The 18785-nt window shown below is 63.0% G+C and carries 11 protein-coding genes, 1 tRNA gene and 1 pseudogene; 2 read left to right on the top strand and 11 right to left on the bottom strand.

The window, feature by feature from the left end:
• Nucleotides 1–6 precede the first annotated feature (6 nt).
• The gene (locus tag NKK52_RS03150; RefSeq protein WP_023684571.1) at nucleotides 7–1527 is read right to left on the bottom strand and encodes a phosphomannomutase/phosphoglucomutase; all 1521 of its coding nucleotides are present in this window, start codon (nucleotides 1525–1527) and stop codon (nucleotides 7–9) included.
• Nucleotides 1528–1727: 200 nt separating this feature from the next.
• On the opposite strand from NKK52_RS03150, the gene NKK52_RS03145 reads away from it, so the two are divergent.
• A tRNA-Pro gene (locus tag NKK52_RS03145) sits at nucleotides 1728–1804 on the top strand.
• Nucleotides 1805–1972: 168 nt separating this feature from the next.
• Nucleotides 1973–2311: a hypothetical protein gene (locus tag NKK52_RS03140; RefSeq protein WP_023684572.1), complete on the top strand. Its 339-nt coding sequence runs from the start codon at nucleotides 1973–1975 to the stop codon at nucleotides 2309–2311.
• Between the two features lie 41 nt (nucleotides 2312–2352).
• Here NKK52_RS03140 and NKK52_RS03135 read toward each other — a convergent pair whose 3' ends face one another.
• From NKK52_RS03135 to glgB, 10 genes and pseudogenes are all read right to left on the bottom strand, one after another.
• Entirely contained in the window at nucleotides 2353–3972 is a 1620-nt protein-coding gene (locus NKK52_RS03135; protein WP_023684573.1) for an ABC transporter ATP-binding protein, read from the bottom strand.
• A 32-nt stretch (nucleotides 3973–4004) separates the two neighbouring features.
• Nucleotides 4005–5132 (bottom strand): ABC transporter permease, encoded by a 1128-nt coding sequence (locus NKK52_RS03130; RefSeq protein ID WP_023670736.1) that lies wholly within the window; start codon nucleotides 5130–5132, stop codon nucleotides 4005–4007.
• Nucleotides 5133–5141: 9 nt separating this feature from the next.
• A complete protein-coding gene (locus NKK52_RS03125; RefSeq protein ID WP_023684574.1) occupies nucleotides 5142–6065 on the bottom strand; it encodes an ABC transporter permease subunit in 924 nt (307 codons plus the stop codon).
• A gap of 426 nt (nucleotides 6066–6491) precedes the next feature.
• A pseudogene (locus NKK52_RS03120) lies at nucleotides 6492–7637 on the bottom strand (peptide ABC transporter substrate-binding protein); the annotation flags it as partial.
• Between the two features lie 642 nt (nucleotides 7638–8279).
• Nucleotides 8280–9929 carry a beta-galactosidase BglA gene (gene bglA, locus NKK52_RS03115; RefSeq protein WP_023684575.1) on the bottom strand — a complete coding sequence of 550 codons (1650 nt, stop codon included), beginning with the start codon at nucleotides 9927–9929 and terminating at the stop codon, nucleotides 8280–8282.
• Nucleotides 9929–11929 (bottom strand): glycogen debranching protein GlgX, encoded by a 2001-nt coding sequence (glgX, locus tag NKK52_RS03110; protein ID WP_286487645.1) that lies wholly within the window; start codon nucleotides 11927–11929, stop codon nucleotides 9929–9931. Before glgX ends, bglA begins: the two co-directional genes overlap by 1 nt.
• 157 nt (nucleotides 11930–12086) lie before the next feature.
• The gene (locus tag NKK52_RS03105) at nucleotides 12087–13715 is read right to left on the bottom strand and encodes an alpha-D-glucose phosphate-specific phosphoglucomutase (protein WP_023684576.1); all 1629 of its coding nucleotides are present in this window, start codon (nucleotides 13713–13715) and stop codon (nucleotides 12087–12089) included.
• 3 nt (nucleotides 13716–13718) lie between these two features.
• Entirely contained in the window at nucleotides 13719–15164 is a 1446-nt protein-coding gene (gene glgA / locus NKK52_RS03100; RefSeq protein WP_023684577.1) for a glycogen synthase GlgA, read from the bottom strand.
• 19 nt (nucleotides 15165–15183) lie between these two features.
• Nucleotides 15184–16449, bottom strand: a complete 1266-nt coding sequence (glgC, locus tag NKK52_RS03095; protein WP_023684578.1) for a glucose-1-phosphate adenylyltransferase — start codon at nucleotides 16447–16449, stop codon at nucleotides 15184–15186.
• A gap of 83 nt (nucleotides 16450–16532) precedes the next feature.
• Nucleotides 16533–18746, bottom strand: coding sequence for a 1,4-alpha-glucan branching protein GlgB (gene glgB / locus NKK52_RS03090; protein WP_023684579.1), 2214 nt, complete (start codon nucleotides 18744–18746; stop codon nucleotides 16533–16535).
• Nucleotides 18747–18785: the final 39 nt, after the last annotated feature.

Here is an 18785-nt window from a genome sequence, read left to right as displayed (position 1 = left end):
GTCCAATCAGAACGTCTGGTTGTAAGCGCCGACTTCGGGGCTGCGGCGCAGCACGGCGTCGACCGCCTCGAACATCTGCCGGCGGCGGTCGGACGATACCGGGCTTTCGACAACCACGACAAGCTCCGGCTTGTTCGACGACGCCCGTACCACGCCCCAGGTGCCATCTTCGGCCACGATGCGCACGCCGTTGACGGTGATCAGCTCGGCGATCTTCTGGCCGGCAAAAGCCTTGCCGGCGCGCTGTATCGCCTGGAAGTCCGCCACCACCCGACCGACCACGCCGTATTTCACGTCATCGGCGCAATGCGGCGACATGGTCGGCGTGCCGAAGGTCAGCGGCAGCGCGCGATAGAGATCGGCCATCGAACTTATGGGGTTGCGGACGAGCATCTCACAAATGGCTATTGCCGTGATGAGACCGTCATCATAGCCGCGGCCGATCGGCGGATTGAAGAAGAAATGGCCCGACTTCTCGAAGCCGGCGACGGCGCCAAGCTCGGCGACGCGGCGCTTGATGTAGGAATGGCCGGTCTTCCAGTAATCTGTCTTCGCGCCGTTGGCGCGCAGGACGCTGTCGGTGTTGAACAGGCCGGTCGACTTGACATCGACGACGAAGGTCGAGCCGGGGTATTGGGTTGATATGTCCCGCGCGAGCATGACGCCGACCTTGTCGGCAAAAATCTCGTTGCCCTCATTGTCGACCACGCCGCAACGGTCGCCGTCGCCGTCAAAGCCCAGCCCGACATCAGCACCTGTTTCCAGCACTTTGTCCCTGATGGCATGCAGCATCTGCATGTCTTCCGGGTTCGGGTTATAGCGCGGAAAACTGTGGTCGAGCTCGACATCGAGCGGGATCACCTCGCAGCCGATGCGCTCCAGCGCCTGTGGCGCGAAGGCGCCGGCAGTGCCGTTGCCGCAAGCGGCCACGACTTTCAGCTTTCGCGCGATGCGCTTGTCGCTCACCAGATCGTCGAGATAGGTCTCGCGAAAACCGGAGACGAATTCGTAGGAGCCACCGCCGGCAAGATCGAAATCGCCCGACAGCACGATCTGTTTCAGGGCGCTCATCTCCTCCGGTCCGAAGGTGAGCGGCCTCGCCGCACCCATCTTGACTCCGGTCCAGCCATTCTCGTTGTGCGATGCGGTGACCATGGCGACGGAAGGCGCGTCGAGCGCGAACTGGGCGAAGTAGGCCATGGGCGACAGCGCCAGGCCAATGTCTTTCACCTTTGCGCCCGCAGCCATCAGGCCGGAAACCAGCGCCAGCTTGATGGCAAGCGAATAGGAGCGGAAATCATGCCCGGTGACGATGTCGGGACCCGCGCCAAGACGGCGGATCAAAGTGCCCAGGCCCATGCCCAGCGCCTGGACGCCGATCAGGTTCAGCTCCGGCGGTTGGGTGGAGCCGGCATGGCCAAACCACCAGCGCGCGTCGTATTCGCGAAAGCCGGACGCCTTGATCAGCGCTTCGGTTTCGAATTCGAAGCTGTTGGGCCGGGCGTCGCCTACGATTTTCAGGGGCAAGACAGCAAAGCTCCAGATGGCGAAAACACGATTTATCGAGGCTGCTGCCTAGCACACAAGGCTTTAAGCGGGGTTTATCCCGGGCGGGAAATCCAAGCTTTGCGGCAATGCCCGACGAAAGCCAACGAAATGCGACAGAAGCGCTGCCATTGCCGCTTGCAGGAACGGTATGCGGCAGCTATAAGCCCGCGGTCTGGTCACGGAGTGTAGCGCAGCCTGGTAGCGCACCTCGTTCGGGACGAGGGGGTCGCAGGTTCAAATCCTGCCACTCCGACCAGAAAAAACAGACACTTAGGTGTTTGTTCTCCCGACCCACAAGATAGCTTGATGCAAACCGGCCGCGTCGGCGTCGCTGTCAGCATGGTGTTTTGACGCGACAACCTTCCGCGCTACCTCGATAATAGGAATGCCGCCGAGACAGCGGCCGGAACGAGGTTTGCGGAAGATGAATTTGTTGATTTCAAGCCGGCTGTCAGCGCTGCTCGCTTTGTCCCTGGCGGCAGGCTGCTCATCGCTGGGCAGCGCGGTGAACCCGGCGAAATACGACAGCATGACATGCGCCGAGCTCAACACCGCCGTAGGCGATACCGCGCGCGACATCTCGCAAACCGCCATCACCCGCGGCAAGGTCGCCAACACCAGCGTGCCGAACTGGCTGCTCGGCGGCACGCGCGTGAAGAGCGCAGTGGCCAAGCGTGAGACGGCCAGAATCGAACTGCTGAAGCAGCGGCAAGAGGCCATTGTCGCGACAAGAGCCAACAGATGTCCCAGGTCAGCGGGCTAAGCGAACTGGCCCTACCCTGACTATCTGCTCAACGTCACGCCTTAAGCACTCAGCCGGAAGCGCGTGACATCGATCGCCGCAGCCATCAGCGTCTGGGTGTAGGCGGCCTGCGGGTTGCTGAATATCTGTTCGGTCGGGCCTTCCTCGACGATCTTGCCCTGCCTCATGACGATGATGTAGTCGGCCATGGCGCGCACCACGGAGAGATCGTGGCTGATGAAGAGGTAGGACAGTTCGTGGTCGGCCTGCAGCTTGCGCAGCAATTCGACGATCTGCTTCTGCACCGAGCGGTCGAGCGCCGAAGTCGGCTCGTCCAGCACCACCAGTTTGGGCTTCAGGATCACGGCACGCGCGATGGCGATGCGCTGGCGTTGGCCGCCGGAGAATTCGTGCGGGTAGCGGTTGCGTGCGTTGGGATCGAGGCCGACCTCGAGCAAGGCCTCGACGGCGCGCTGATCGCGTTGCTTGCCTGACAGGTTCGGCTCATGCACCAGAAGCCCTTCGGTGATGATCTGGCCGACGGTCATGCGCGGCGACAGCGAGCCGAACGGATCCTGGAAGACGAGTTGCATCTCACGACGCAGCGGCCGCATCGCCTGGCGGTCGGCGGTGGAGATGTCGCGGTCGCCGAAGCGGATGACACCGTCGCTGGGCAACAGGCGCAGAAGTGCGCGGCCGAGCGTCGATTTTCCCGAACCGGACTCGCCGACGATACCGATGGTCTGGTTGCGCTTCAGCCGGATCGAAATGTGATCGACGGCGCGTAGCAGCAGCGGTTCGCCGGCAAGGAAGCCGCCGCCGATCTTGAAGGTCACTTCGACATTGCGGCCCTCCAGCAGCACAGGAGCGCTGGGCGGCGGCGCCGCCTTGGTGCCGGTCGGTTCGGCGGCCAGCAGCATTTTGGTATAGGCATGCTGCGGGTTGGCGAAAAGTGCTTCCGCTTCGCCTTCCTCGACCACCTCGCCATAGCGCATGACATAGACGCGGTCGGCAAAGCGCCGGACGATGCCGAGATCGTGGGTGATAAAGACGATGGCCATGCCGAGCTTGCGCTGCAATTCGGCGAGCAGCACCAGGATCTGCGCCTGGATGGTGACGTCGAGCGCCGTCGTCGGCTCGTCGGCGATCAGGATGTCGGGGTCGTTGGCCAATGCCATGGCGATCATGACGCGCTGGCGCTGGCCACCCGACATTTCGTGCGGATAGGATTTCATCCGCCGCTCGGGATCGGGGATATGCACCAGCCTGAGCAACTTGAGCGCCTCGTTCCGTGCCTCGGCTGCGTTCAGCCCCCGGTGCTTGCGGATCGGTTCGATAAGCTGGTTGCCGATCGAATAGAGTGGATCGAGCGAGGTCATCGGCTCCTGGAAGATCATGCTGATCTTGGCGCCGCGCACCTTGTTGAGGTCGGGCTTGCTCATGGTCAAAAGGTTGCGGCCGCGATAATCGACGTGACCCGTCGCCTCGCCATTGGACGCCAGCAGGCTCATCGCCGCCATCATGGTCTGGCTCTTGCCGGATCCGGATTCGCCGACCACGGCAACGGTTTCCCCTGCCTTGACGTGGATGTTGATGCCCTTGACCGCTTCGACCGCGCCGTCGAGCGTGCGGAAACGGACGCGAAGGTCCTTGACGCTGAGGATCGTTTCGGGCGTTTCCATCGCAACGGTCCCCATTTTATTTGGTCCCCATATTATCGGTCTCTCGGATCGAGCGCATCGCGCAGGCCGTCGCCGACGAAGTTCAGCGCAAACAGCGTCGACACGAGGAAGAAGGCGGGGAACAAAAGCAGCCAGTTGGCGGTGCCGATGTTCTTGGCGCCGACGGAGATGAGCACGCCCCAGCTGGTCATCGGTTCCTGCACGCCAAGGCCGAGGAAGGACAGAAAGCTTTCCAGGATGATGACCTGCGGCACCAGCAGCGTCATGTAGATCACCACTGGTCCGAGCAGATTGGGGATGACATGGCGCAGCAGGATGCCGCGCTGGCCGACGCCCATGGCTTCGGCCGCCTGGACATACTCCTGCCGCCGGATCGACAGCGCCTGGCCGCGCACGATGCGCGCCATGTCGAGCCACAGCACCGCTCCCACCGCCAGGAACATCAGCACGAAGTTGCGGCCGAAGAACACCACCAGCATGATGACGAAGAAAATGAAGGGCAAGGAATAGAGCACGTCGACGATGCGCATCATCACCTCGTCGATCTTGCCGCCGGAAAAGCCGGCCGCCGCCCCGTAGAGGACGCCGATGACCACCGCGACAATGCCGGCAAGCAGGCCGATGGCCAGCGAGATGCGCCCTGCCATCAGCGTTCGCGAGAGAAGATCGCGACCGGTGTTGTCGGTGCCGAACAGGAAGTACTGCTGTTTGACCGACGCAGTCATAGTCAATTCGAGCCCGTCGGCCGATTTGCTCTCTATCTTGGTATCGTCGAAGGCATCGGAGCGGTCAAGATAGCGGATGTTGCGGTCGTCGATCGGTTTGGTCGAGGTGACGGTGACGGTGACGCGACTGCCGTCCAGTTTCCACTCCTTGATGTCGACGCGCATGCGCTTGATGGCATCCTTGAGCGCCGTCTCGATCATGTCGGGCTTCGGATAGGCTGAAAAGCTTGGCGGCGTGCGCACATAGTCGGCATAGATGGTGGTGTACTGATGCGGCACGAACCAGGGGCCGAAGATGCTGATGACGCCAATGAAGGCCAGGTAATAGAGGCTGAACATGGCGGCGCGGTTGGCTTTGAGGCGCGCCCATGCGTCGCCCCAGAGCGAGCGGCCGACGACGGCCGGCGGAGCGGCGGCGGCTGTGATGTCAGTCATAGCGCACCCTCAGTCATAGCGTACCCTCGGGTCGACGACCGCGTACATGACGTCGACGATCAGGTTGAAGACGATGGTGAAGAGCGCGATCACCACCACGGTCCCCATCACCAGCGTGTAGTCGCGGTTGAGCGCGGCATCGACGAAATAGCGGCCGACACCGGGAATGGAGAAGATGGTCTCGACGATGACCGAACCGGTGAGCAGCGCCGCGGCTGCGGGGCCGGTGAAGGAAACGATCGGCAGGATGGCGCCGCGCAGCGCGTGCTTGACCACCACCGACCAGTCGGAGAGGCCGAGCGCACGCGCCGTTCGGATATGATGCGAACGCAAGCTCTCGATCATCGACCCGCGCATCAGGCGGGCAACGATGGCGATCTGCGGCAAGGCCAGCGTCAGCACCGGGCCGATCTTGTTGATTAATGCGCCATCACCCCAGCCGCCGATCGGCAACAGCTTCCAGGTCAATCCGAACACCAGCTGAATCACAGGAGCGATGACGAAGGTGGGGATAGTGCTGCCGGCGGTCGCCAGCGCAATCACCGTATAGTCGCCAAGCTTGTTCTGGTTGAGCGCGGCGATGGTGCCGAGCACCGAACCAAGCAGCAGCGCCAGGATCAGCGCCGAGGTGCCGAGCTGGACCGATATCGGCAGCCCCTTGGCAAACAGTTCGGTGACGGTGAAGTCAGGCAAATTGTAGCTCGGCCCGAAATTGCCGCGCAGAAGATTGCCGAGATAGTGGGCATATTGCAGCCAGAGCGGATCGTCGAGGCCGAACTGTGCTTCCAGATTGGCCCTGATCTCGGGACTGAGGCCCCGCTCCTGATTGAAGGGGCCGCCCGGTGCGACGCGTATCAGGAAGAACGCCATGGTCACGATGACGAACAGCGTCGGAATGGCGGTCAGAAGCCGCCGTAAGATGTATCGCAGCATCGGCGCCCCGCTTCGGCCAGAGCGACATACGTCCATGCGGACGCATTGCCACGCTCCGGCGCCAAATCTTCGCACCGGGCTTGCCGAAAATCGACCACGACTTTCGGACCGGTGCGATGACCGACCAGTCCGCCGCGCCCAAATGGGGCGCGGCGGTCCAGTCAAGGATGATTATCAGTCCTTGGAGACGAAGCGGGACGGATGGATGTCCATCACATTGTCATCGAAGCCATGCAGCTTCGAGGAGACGATATCGTGGAAGCTGTAGTAGAGAAGCGGAATGTTGCCGACGTCATCGACAAGGATGCGCTCGGCCTCAGTGAGGTCCTTCATGCGCTCTTCCGGCTTGCCGCCGGCAGCCGCGGCCTTGTCCATGGCCGCCTCATATGCCGGGCTGACGTAGTTCGAATAGTTGTTGCCGCTGGCCTTGCGGGTGATGCCGAGGAAGGTCTCGGGATCCTTGTAGTCGGCGATCCAGGCGGCACGCGCCACGTCGTAGTTGCCCTTCTGCTCGAGGAAGGAATAGTGGGTCTTGGTATCGGTGTTGAGCAGCGTGATCTCGACGCCAAGCGGCTTCAACTGTTCCTGGATGGCAACCGCGGTGTTCTTGTGGTTTTCCGAGGTGTTGTAGCGGATCTCCATCTTCAGCGGATGCTCGGGAGTATAGCCGAGTTTCTCAAGGATCTTCTTGGCGGCGTCCTCGCGGTCGATCTGCGGCATGTCGGCGTATTTGGCCATTGCCGGCGTGTAGCCGGCGATGCCCGGAGGCACCATCGAATAGCCAGGCAGCATGGAATTCTGCCAGACCTTTTCGGCCAGGAAGTCGCGGTCGATCGCCATCGAGATGGCGTTGCGCAGCTCGACATTGTCCCAGGGCGCCTTGTCGGTCTTGATCGCGTAATAATAGGTGCCGAGATACGGTCCGACGCGGACCTGATCGCCGAACTTGGTCTTGAGGTCAGCGAGCTGTTCGGTCGGCAGGTCGCCGTAGCTGTCGAGTTCGCCTGCCTCGAAGCGCTTCATCGCCGAAGAGCGGTCTTCGGTCGGGATGTAGTTGACGACGTCCATCTTGACGGTCGCGGCATCCCAGAATTTCGGATTCTTGACCAGCTTCATGTGGTCGTTGGGAATCCACTCGGCCAATGTATAGGCGCCGTTCGAAACGAGATTGCCCGCCTTGATCCAGTCGGCGCCGAGCTTGTCGATCGAGGCCTTGTTGACCGGGTAGGTAGCCTGGTGGGTCAGCATCTCCAGGAAGTATGGCGTCGGCGCCTTCAGCGTCACTTCCAGGGTGTTGGCGTCGATCGCCTTGACGCCCATGTCCTCGGGCTTGCCTTTCTTGGTGTTGACTTCCTCGGCGTTCTTCACGGGATAGAGCATGGAAGCGTATTCGGCGGCGGTCGCTGGATCCTCCAGCCTACGGAAGGAATAGACGAAATCGTCAGCCGTCACCGGGCTGCCATCCGACCACAAGCCGTCCTTGCGCAGCTTGAAGGTGTAGACGGTGCCGTCATCCGATACCGTCCAGCTTTCGGCGGCGCCCGGGATGAGGTTCGTCTTCTGATCGTGCATGACCAGTCCCTGGAACAGGTCGCGTATGATATCGGCTTCGTAGACGGTCGAGGTCTTGTGCGGATCGACCGTCTCCGCTTCGGCGGCGCTGCCTCTGTTATAGACGGTCTCGGCAAGGGCCGGCGTCAGGAACGTGCCTGCGGCAAAGGTCATGGTCGCGGCGACAAGCGTCGCCTTCAGCATATTTTTCAGCATGAAGTCTCTCCCTGTGGCGCTGCCCATCGGCTGCGCCTTACGAGTGTTGACGCCCCGGAACCGATTTCTGGCCCCTTCGAGCGCGCCGCCGGTTCCCGTTCCGGCAGCTGGTGGCAGGAGACTAGACAGACGGAAATATTATTTCAACCGAGTCTTGCTTGACGCTAAGTGAGCATCCTCACCCTAAACCAGCCATAGCTAATCTATATTACCAGGTTCAATTGGGTGCAGCTTGCGGTTGTCCTGCAATTTTGCATTTTGCCCTCAGCAGTTGTCATTAGCGCAACCATCTGGAAACATTCCAGGAATGCAGTTCGTGGCGAAGCTCAACGAAAGTACCTAAGAAGCCCGAAAATGAAAAACGTGGCGCCGGTGACGTTGCGCGGATCACTCGGCACGGTTGCATGCGGACTCGATCTTTTGAAGCCGGACGGCGTCCTTGAAAGATCAGCCAACCTTGCCGACAAACCAGCCCAGGGCCGGCAGCAACAGCCCCTCCTCCTGCAGGACGGCACCGCCACCCAGAGCGATCGCCTCGACAGGCTGGAGATCCGGCGGCAGCCGCCAGTCGGCCGGCTTGTCGGCGAAATTGAAGACGCAGAGCAATATCTCGTCCTCGCCCTGCCGGATGAAGGCAAGGACATCGCCGTCGGTATCGAGAAAGCGGATCGGGCCCTTGACCAGCGCCAGATGCGCCTTGCGCAAGGCGAGCATCGTCCGGTAGCCGGCGAGCACGGACTTGTCGTCGGCGTTCTGGATATCGACCGCCCGAGCGCGGTGGCTTTCCGGCACCGGCAGCCAGGGTTTTCCCGAGGAAAAACCGGCATTGTCGGCGCCCGCTTCCCAGACCATCGGTGTGCGGCAGCCGTCCCTGCCCTTTACCCCCGGCCAGAAACGGATGCCGACGGGATCGCGCAGATCCTCGAAGGTCAGTTCCGCCTCCTCCAGCCCAAGCTCTTCGCCTTGGTAGAGACAGATCGAGCCCCGCAGGCAGGAGAGCAAAGCGATAGCGAATGTCGCCACCGCATCTGGATCGCCGCCCGGCCGCGTCCAGCGGCTGACATGGCGCACGACATCGTGGTTGGAGAATGCCCAGCAGACCCAGCCGTCGGCGACAGCTGCCTCGAAGGCCTCGACGCAGCCGCGCACATGGGCGGCTGAGAATTGCTGACCGAGCAGGTCGAAGGTGTAGCACATGTTGAGCTTGTCGCCGCCGGATGTGTAGGCGGCCAGCGTCTGCAGCGAACGGCCTTCGTCGCCGACCTCGCCGACACTGGCGCGGCCGTCATATTCGTCGAGCAAAGCGCGGAAGCGCCTGAGGAAACCGAGGTTTTCCGGTTGCGTCTTGTCGAACAGATGCTCCTGGAAGAGATAGGTGTTGGTTTCGCCATTGGTGCCGGCGACGCTCGACGCCAGCGGCGGATTGCTGCGCAGCCAGCGGTCGTGGACATAGTAGTTGACCGTATCCAGGCGGAAGCCGTCGACGCCGCGCTCGAGCCAGAACCGCACCGTCTGCAACAACGCGTCTTGAACCTCAGGATTGTGGAAGTTGAGGTCCGGCTGCGAGGCGAGGAAATTGTGCATGTAGTATTGCCGGCGGGTCGCGTCCCACTCCCAGGCCGGGCCGCCGAAGACCGACAGCCAGTTGTTGGGCGCGTTGCCGTCCGGCCTGGTGTCGGCCCAGACATACCAGTCAGCCTTGGGATTATCCTTGCTGGCACGGCTCTCTACAAACCATTCGTGCTTGTCGGAGGAGTGCGACAACACCTGATCGATGATCACCTTCAGGCCGAGCCTGTGCGCCTCGGCAACCAGCGCGTCAAAGTCGTCGAGCGTGCCGAACATCGGATCGACCGCCTGATAGTCGGAGACGTCGTAGCCCATATCGGCCATTGGCGATTTGAAGAAGGGCGACAGCCAGACGGCGTCGACGCCGAGCGAGGCGACGTGCGCCAGCCGTGAGGTGATGCCTGAGAGGTCGCCGCTGCCGTCGCCGGTGGTGTCCTGGAAGGAGCGAGGATAGATCTGGTAGATGACGCAGCCGCGCCACCAGTCGGCGCTCTGTTCGGGTCCCGGCTGGGCATTGTCGTCGGCCATCACGGACCCTTCCTGGCGCGGGCCTTTGCGGTCCGGCGCTCGATCATGAAACTGACACTGCGGCCGGGCAGCGGCCACGCGAGGTCGACCGCTTGCGCTTCAACAGCCGGCTGCCATTCAAACCCTTGCCGCGCGGGCAGCGTGAAGACGCATTGGCGGCGATCGCCATTGACGATCACAGCCAGGCGGCCTTCCCCGCCATCGCCGAGCAGCATGACGAGGCGATGGCGCGAGCCATCGTTCCAGTCGGCTTCGCTGAGCGGCGCGCCGGTCTCGGTCAGCCAGGCGACGTCGGGCGTTTCAGAACCGGCCGGCGGCTCTCCGGTCAGGAAGCGCGTATCGGAAAGCGCCGGCACCGCGCCGCGCAGAGCTGCGAGCACGGACACATGGGCTTCCAGCCCGACGTCGCGCCCGGCCCAGTCGAGCCAGGTGATGGCGTTGTCCTGCGCATAGGCGTTGTTGTTGCCCCCTTGCGTGCGGCCGAATTCATCGCCCGCCGTCAGCATGATGGTGCCGCGCGAGGCAAATAGAGTGGCGAGCAGCGCGAAGCGATCATGGGAACGGGCCTCGGCAATCGCCTTGTCCGAGGTTTCGCCCTCGACGCCGTTGTTCCAGGACAGGTTCTCATTGTGGCCGTCGCGGTTCTTCTCGCCATTGGCCTGGTTGTGCTTGGCTTCATAAGCGACGATATCGGCCAGCGTCATGCCATCGTGCGCGGCGATGAAGTTGACCGTGCGGCTGGCGGATTGGCCCTCCCTGCCGAACACATCGGAGGAGCCGGCGAGCCTTGTCGCCAGCGCACCGACCGCGCCGGCATCGCCGCGCCAGAAGCGCCTGACGTCGTCGCGGTAGCGGTCGTTCCATTCCAGGTATGGCGGCCGGAAATTGCCGAGCTGATAGCCATTCGGGCCGATGTCCCACGGCTCGGCGATCAGCACCCTATCGGCAAGCAGAGGATCGCCAGCGATGGTATCGAGCAACGGGGCCGCCGGATCGAATACGCCAGCGACGCGGCCGAGGACCGGCGTCAGGTCGAAGCGGAAACCGTCGACGCCGGCATGGCGGACGAAATGGCGCAGCGTGTCGAGTACCATGTCGCGAACGACCGGATGGTCGCAGGCAATGGTATTGCCGGTGCCGGTATCGTTGGCCAACCTGCCGTCCGGCTCGCTGCGGTAGTAGGCTTGATTGTCGAGGCCGCGCAGCGACAGCGTCGGCCCGAGCCGGTCACTTTCGCCGGTATGATTGAAGACGAGATCGAGGATGGTGCCAATGCCAGCCCTGCGCAGCACCCTCACAGTATCGCGCAACTCGGCGAGGCCGCCGGGCGCCAGGCGCGGGTCGAGCGCCATGAAGGTGACTGGGTTGTAGCCCCATGCGTTGCTGAGGCCGAGCGGCGGCAAATGGCGCTCATCGATCCATGCCGTCACGGGCATCAGCTCAACGGCGGAGACGCCGATCTTTCTGAGGTGTTCGAGGATGGCCGGATGCGCAAGTGCCGCAATGGTGCCGCGCTGCGCTTGGGGCACGTCCGGATGCAGTCTGGTGAAGGAACGGACATTGAGTTCGTAGATCAGACCGCCCGGCTGGAACAAAGGCGCCTTGGCCGGCAGCGGCTTGGGCAGCGCGCGGGCGACGGTCTTCGGCATCAGCGGCGCGGTATCGGTGCCTTCGTTGCGCCGGGCGGCAAGCCGCCAATGATGCTGGTAGGGCCGGTCGATCTCGACGGCGTAGGGATCGGTGAGCAGCTTGTCGGGATCGAACCACAGCCCGCGCTCCGGCGCATATTCGCCGTCGGCGCGAAAGCCGTAGCGCGTACCCGCGGCAAGGCCGGCGACGAACAGCGCATGGACGCCCTCGCTTTCCGGCTGAAGTTCGAGCCGGTCGATTTCACGGGCGCCGGTGTCGTCGAAGATCGACACCCACAGGCGCCGCGCGGATGACGACCAGGCGGCGAAGCGGATGCCTTCGGGAGTGACGGTTGCGCCGAGCTGGGTCATCGGCGCATCCTCCACTCTCCCCCTTGTGGGGAGGGTCGCGAACGAAGTGAGCGGGGTGGGGGTCGGCGCGGGGAAAGCGCTTTACGAGCACCCCCAACCCGATCCGCTGCGCGGATCGACCCTCCCCACAAGGGGGAGGGTAAAGACGTCACCACCCTCAAGTAATCACGCTCGGCTTGTTGCGCCCGGTGTGGCTCTTGATCCCGGCGATATCATCGGCAGCCGCGATCAGGTCAGCGAGCGCCTCTTGCGTGTCGAGATCATGCCGCGCTCTGTCCGGCTCGTAGCGCTCGATGTAGACGCGCAGCGTAGCACCCGACGTGCCGGTGCCGGACAAACGAAACACGACACGCGAGCCGCCTTCGAACAGGATGCGGATGCCCTGGTTCTTGCTCACCGAACCGTCGACGGGATCGTGATAGGCGAAGTCGTCAGCATTGGCGATCTTCAGGCCGCGCACGCTGGTGCCGGGCAGCGAAGCGAGCTTCGCGCGCAACTCGTCGACCAGGGCGTTGGCGCGCTCGGTTTCGACCTCCTCATAGTCATGACGTGAATAGTAATTGCGGCCGTAGGTCGCCCAATGTTCGGTGACGACGTCCTTGCAGCTTTCGCCGCGCACGGCCAGGATGTTCAGCCACAACAGCACCGCCCACAGCCCGTCCTTTTCACGGACATGGTTCGAGCCGGTTCCGGCGCTTTCCTCGCCGCAGATCGTTGCCATGCCGGCATCGAGCAGATTGCCGAAGAACTTCCAACCGGTCGGCGTTTCGTAGATGCCGATGCCGAGCTGTTCGGCGACGCGGTCGGCAGCGCCGCTGGTCGGCATCGAGCGGGCGATGCCTTTGAGGCCGTCCTTGTAGCCCGGCGCCAATTGCGCATTGGCGGCAAGCATGGCCACCGAATCCGACGGGGTGACGAAAATGCCCTTGCCGATGATGAGATTGCGGTCACCGTCGCCGTCGGAAGCGGCGCCGAAATCGGGCGCATCCGGTCCCATCATCTCGTCATAGAGATGCTTGGCGTGGACCAGGTTCGGATCCGGGTGATGGCCGCCAAAATCCGGCAGCGGCTTGTAGTTGCGGCAGGTGCCATTCTCCGCGCCGAGCCGGCGCTCGAGGATTTCCTTGGCATACGGGCCTGTGACCGCATGCATGGCGTCGAAGCGCATGCGGAAGCCGTATTTGAAATTGGCGCGGATGGCGTCGAAGTCGAACAGGCTCTCCATCAATTCGGCATAGTCGGTGACCGGGTCGATAATCTCGACCGCCATGCCGCCGGCGGTCACCGTGCCGATCTTGTCGATGTCGATCTGGTCGATGTCGGCAGTCTTGAAGCTCGAAATCGTCTTGGTCTTTTCGAAGATCGCGTCGGTCAGCTTTTCCGGCGCCGGGCCGCCATTGCCGGCATTGTACTTGATGCCGAAATCCTCGTGCGGGCCGCCCGGATTGTGACTGGCCGACAGGATGATGCCGCCGAAGGTCTTGTATTTGCGGATGACATGCGACGCCGCCGGCGTCGACAATATGCCGCCCTGCCCGACCATCACCTTGCCGAAGCCGTTGGCCGCCGCCATGGCGATGGCCTTCTGGATGACCTCGCGGTTGTAGAAGCGGCCGTCGCCGCCGATCACCAGCGTCTTGCCCTCAAAGCCCTCCAGCGCGTCGAAGATCGACTGGATGAAGTTCTCGGCATAGTGCTCCTGCTGAAAGACAGGCACCTTCTTGCGCAGGCCGGACGTGCCGGGTTTCTGGTCGAGATAGGGCTTGGTGGCGACGGTCCGGATCATGCTTCAGGCAACCCTTTTCGAAAGCAGCAGGCGGTAGAGTTCAACGTATTTGTCGGCGCTCTTGTCCCAGGAGACATCGGCCTTCATGCCCTGGCGCTGGATCTGTTCCCAGACGGCCGGGCTCGAATGCGCATCGACCAGCCGGCGGATGGCGTGCAGCATGGCGCCGCCACTATTGGGCGCGAACTGGAACCCGGTGGCGACACCTGCCGAGATCGCTGCTTCATTGGCGTCGATAATGGTGTCGGCAAGGCCGCCGGTGCGGGCGACGACCGGCACGCAGCCATAGCGCAGGCCGTAAAGCTGGGTCAGCCCGCAAGGCTCGAAGCGCGATGGGATGACGATGGCGTCGCAGCCGCCCTGCATGGTGTGGGAAAGCCCCTCGTCATAGCCGACGACGACGCCGACACGGCCGCGATGGCGGGCGGTTGCAGCCAGCAGCGCGCCTTCCAGGCCGGCGTCGCCTGAGCCAAGGATCGCCAGCCGCGCGCCGGTGGCGACGACGCCGTCGACCACAGCCGCCAGTATGTCCATGCCCTTCTGCCAGGTCAGCCGGCTGACGACGCAGACGATCGGACTGTCGTCGCGCTCGAGGCTGAAGCGGTCCTCGACAACCGCCCGGTTGGGAAGGCGAGCCTTCAGCGTCGCGGCGGAGTAGGCCGACACCAGATGCTTGTCGGTCTGCGGGTTCCAGATGTCGGTGTCGATGCCGTTGACGATGCCGTAGAGGTCGGAAGAGCGCATGTTGATGAGGCCGTCGAGGCCCATGCCGAATTCCGGCGAGCGGATTTCCTGGGCATAGGTGGGGCTCACCGTGGTGATCGCCCAGGCCGCCTGCAGGCCGGCCTTGAGGAAGCCGACGCCGCCATAGTATTCTACGCCGTCGAGCGCCATCGCCGCGGCCGGCAAGCCGAGCTCGCCAAAAATGCCGGCGCCGAACTGACCCTGGAAGGCAAGGTTGTGAACCGTGATCAGCGACGGCACGCCGACCGCCTTGCCGTAGCGCATATAGGCCAGCGTCATCGCCGACTGCCAGTCATGGGCGTGGACGAGATCCGGCTGGTAGCCGGAAATGGCGCCGCCGGCGATATCGCCACCGACCTGGCTCAGCGCAGCAAAACGCCGCCAATTGTCGGGCCAATCGGCGCCGGCCGCATTGCCGTAAGGGCCGCCGGGACGGTCGTAGAGATGCGGCGCGTCGAGCACGAACAGGTCGAGCCCGGCGATCTTGACGGCATGGACCGAAGCCTTGCCGCCCTGCAGCAGCGGGTATTGGTAGACAGCCTTCTTTTTCTTGAAGGCGTCCATCACCTGGGGAAAGCCGGGGATGAGCGTGCGCATGGTCACGCCCTTGGCGGCCAGCGCGATCGGCAATGCGCCGGTCACGTCGGCAAGTCCGCCGGTCTTGATCAGCGGGAATATCTCGGGCGTGACCGAAAGAACCTGCATGCGTTTATGGTACCCCGTCTTACAGCTTCAGCTTGTCGATCATGTCCTGCGTGACCAGGCAGATGCCCTTTTCCGAAACCCGGAAACGCTTGGCGTCGAGAACAGGGTCTTCGCCAACCACCAGCCCTTCCGGTATCCTTACACCGTGGTCGATGACGACGCGCTTCAACTTTGCGTTCCGGCCGACATGAACGTCGGGCAGCATGACGACCTCTTCCAGCGTCGAATAGGAGTTGATGCGCGCGCCGGTGAAGATCAGGCTGCGCTTCAGCGAAGCACCCGAGACGATGCAATCGCCTGAGACCAGCGAGGAGACGGCCGAACCGCGCCGGCCATCCTCGTCATGCACGAACTTTGCCGGCGGCTTCAATTCGGCATAGGTCCAGATCGGCCAGTCGCGGTCGTAGAGGTCGAGTTCGGGAGTGATGTCGGTCAGGTCGATATTGGCTTCCCAGTAGGCGTCGACCGTGCCGACATCGCGCCAATAGGCTTCGTTCTCGGCCGTCGAGCGCACGCAGGACTTGGCGAAACGGTGCGCGATCGCCTTACCGTGCTGTACGATGTAGGGGATTATGTCCTTGCCGAAGTCGCGGCTTGAACCCGGCTCGGCGGCATCGCGGCGCAGCTGCTCCATCAGGAACTTGGTCTTGAAGACATAGATGCCCATCGAAGCCAGCGCGAATTCCGGCTTGTCGGGAATGCCGGGCGGGTCGGCGGGCTTTTCGACGAACGCGATGATGTTGTCCTTGCCGTCGACATGCATGACACCGAAGCCGGCCGCTTCCAAGCGCGGCACTTCCAGGCAACCGACAGTGACGTCGGCATTGGCATCGACGTGCTGGCGCAGCATCAGCTCGTAGTCCATCTTGTAGATATGGTCGCCGGCCAGGATCACCATATATTCAGGGCCATAGGCCTCGATGATGTCGATGTTCTGGTAGACGGCGTCGGCGGTGCCTTCATACCACTGGGTTTCCGAGACACGCTGGGAGGCCGGCAGGATGTCGAAGCTTTCGTTTCGCTCCGGCCGCAGGAAGTTCCAGCCGCGCTGCAGGTGGCGGATCAGCGAATGCGCCTTATACTGGGTGGCGACACCGAGGCGGCGGATGCCGGAATTCAGCGCATTGGACAGCGCGAAATCGATGATGCGCGTCTTGCCGCCGAAATAGACAGCCGGCTTGGCGCGGCGGTCGGTCAATTCCTTGAGCCGGCTGCCGCGGCCGCCGGCCAGCACATAGGCCATGGCATCGCGCGCCAGCGGCTGGGTTCTCTTCAAGTCTGCCATTTTTACCCTCCCAAATTACCAGTCTGGAGCATCGCCCGGTCCGCAACGAGTCGACGGACCTAATCCGTAACGAGTTGACGGACCTAGTCCGCAACGAGTTCAAGCATGATCGTCGACAGCGGCGGCAAAAGCATCGTTGCCGAAATGCCTCCTCCTTCCGCCCTGGCTTCGACCACACCGCCATTGCCCTTGCCCGAACCACCGTAGTCCGAAGCGTCGGTGTTGATGATTTCGCGCCATTTGCCGACCTTGGGCAATGGCACGCGATAATTGTCGCGCGGCACTGGCGTGAAGTTGGAAATGACGGCGATCGGGTTGCCGCCGGGCGCGTTGCGCAGCCAGGCGAAGACCGAGTTTTCCTTGTCGTCGACGATCAGCCAGGAGAAGCCGTCCGGCTCGCAGTCGCGCGCATGTAGCGCCGGGCGCGAGCGATACAGATAGTTGAGATCGCGCACCGTCTGCCAGACGCCGCGATGCGGGTGGAAGTCGAGCAGGTTCCAGTCGAGCGCACGCGCCTCGCTCCACTCGCGGCGCTGGGCGAATTCCTGGCCCATGAACAACAGCTTCTTGCCGGGATACCCCCACATGAAGGCGTAAAAGGCGCGCAAAGTCGCGAACTTCTGCCAGTCGTCGCCGGCCATCTTGCCGAGCAGCGTGCCCTTGCCGTGCACGACCTCGTCATGGGACAGCGGCAGCACGAAATTCTCGGAGAAGGCGTAGGTCAGGCCGAAGGTCAGGTCATTGTGGTGATGTTTGCGGAAGATCGGCTCCTTGGCGAAATACTCCAGCGTGTCGTGCATAAAGCCCATGTTCCATTTGAAGCCGAAGCCCAGCCCGCCTTCATGCACCGGCGCCGAGACCTTCGGCCATGAAGTCGATTCCTCGGCGATGGTCATCACGCCGGGATGGTGGCCGTAGACCTCCTTGTTCATCTTCTGCAGGAAGGACACTGCTTCGAGGTTTTCGCGGCCGCCCTTCTCGTTGGGGATCCACTCGCCGGCCTTGCGCGAATAATCGAGGTAGAGCATCGAGGCCACCGCATCCACGCGCAAACCGTCGACATGGTATTTCTCGGCCCAGAACAGCGCATTGTTGACCAGGAACGACACCACCTCGCGGCGGCCGAAATTGTAGATCGCGGTGTTCCAGTCGGGATGAAAACCCTTGCGCGGATCGGCATGCTCATAGAGCGCCGTGCCGTCGAAATTGGCCAGGCCATGCGCGTCGACCGGGAAATGCGCCGGCACCCAGTCGAGGATGACGCCGACGCCGGCGCGGTGCGCACCGTCGACGAAACGGGCGAAGCCGTCGGGGTCGCCGAAGCGCGCCGAGGGGGCATAAAGTCCGGTTGTCTGATAACCCCATGACGGGTCATAGGGATGTTCGGAGATCGGCAGGAACTCGATGTGGGTGAAGCCGGTCTCGACAGCATAGGGGATGAGCTGGTTGGCGAGTTCGTCCCATGACAGGAAGCTGCCATCATCGTGCTGCTGCCACGAACCGGCATGGACCTCGTAGATCGATATGGCTTCGCGCCGCGGATCGGCCTTTCGCCAGTAATTGCGATGCGCCTCGTCGCCCCATTCATGCGCCGGCGGCACCGCCGTTACCGATGCTGTGGCCGGGCGCAGTTCAGACTTGAAGGCGAACGGATCGGCCTTGAGCGGCAGGCGCACGCCGTCGGGGGCAATGATCTCGTATTTATAGGGGTGGCCAGCGCCGATATCGGGAATGAACAGCTCCCAGATGCCGGTGTCGCGGCGGTCGCGCATCGTGTGCCGGCGGCCGTCCCATTCGTTGAAGTCGCCGACCACGGAGACGCGCCTTGCATTGGGCGCCCAGACGGCGAAATGGACGCCCGACGCGCCTTCATGGTCGAGGAGATGGGCGCCGAGCTTGTCGAACAGCCTGAGGTGCGACCCTTGCGCGATATAGTAGTCGTCCATCGGGCCGAGCACCGGGCCGAAGGAATAGGGATCGGTCAGCCACCAGTCGCCGCCGGCATTTTTGGCGTGATAGCGCAGCGGCTTACGCTTCTTGATCGACAGTCTGCCTTCGAAGAAACCGGCGTCGTCGCGCCGCGTGAGTTCGCCGGCGTTCTTGCCGGCCAGCGTGTATGCGGTGACGAACTCGGCATTGGGGACGAAGCAGCGGGCAACCAGGCTCTTGCCGGCATCATGCACGCCCAGGATTGCAAAAGGATCGCCATGCGTGCCTGCAACAATTGCGGCGACATCGCCGGCTGACGCCAGCCCGTCCGACCCGCTCGTCGTCGCGGTCGCGCGCGGTTTCTTCATCAGGCGGTGTCCCTCCCTGGGAACCAGTTCTTGTGCACA

The sequence above is a fragment of the Mesorhizobium sp. C277A genome, assembly GCF_040324395.1.
GTDB lineage: Bacteria > Pseudomonadota > Alphaproteobacteria > Rhizobiales > Rhizobiaceae > Mesorhizobium.
Note: the sequence above shows the minus strand (reverse complement) of the source record. Positions and strands in the feature narration are given on the sequence as shown.

Bases quoted from the DNA above. Each gene is read 5' to 3' on its own strand.
- NKK52_RS03125 (WP_023684574.1), bottom strand. From the start codon at position 6,065: ATGCTGCGATACATCTTACGGCGGCTTCTGACCGCCATTCCGACGCTG.
- bglA (WP_023684575.1), bottom strand. From the start codon at position 9,929: ATGGCCGACGACAATGCCCAGCCGGGACCCGAACAGAGCGCCGACTGG.
- NKK52_RS03135 (WP_023684573.1), bottom strand. From the start codon at position 3,972: ATGGAAACGCCCGAAACGATCCTCAGCGTCAAGGACCTTCGCGTCCGT.
- glgC (WP_023684578.1), bottom strand. From the start codon at position 16,449: ATGGCAGACTTGAAGAGAACCCAGCCGCTGGCGCGCGATGCCATGGCC.
- NKK52_RS03105 (WP_023684576.1), bottom strand. From the start codon at position 13,715: ATGATCCGGACCGTCGCCACCAAGCCCTATCTCGACCAGAAACCCGGC.
- NKK52_RS03130 (WP_023670736.1), bottom strand. From the start codon at position 5,132: ATGACTGACATCACAGCCGCCGCCGCTCCGCCGGCCGTCGTCGGCCGC.
- glgA (WP_023684577.1), bottom strand. From the start codon at position 15,164: ATGCAGGTTCTTTCGGTCACGCCCGAGATATTCCCGCTGATCAAGACC.
- glgX (WP_286487645.1), bottom strand. From the start codon at position 11,929: ATGACCCAGCTCGGCGCAACCGTCACTCCCGAAGGCATCCGCTTCGCC.
- NKK52_RS03140 (WP_023684572.1), top strand. From the start codon at position 1,973: ATGAATTTGTTGATTTCAAGCCGGCTGTCAGCGCTGCTCGCTTTGTCC.
- glgB (WP_023684579.1), bottom strand. From the start codon at position 18,746: ATGAAGAAACCGCGCGCGACCGCGACGACGAGCGGGTCGGACGGGCTG.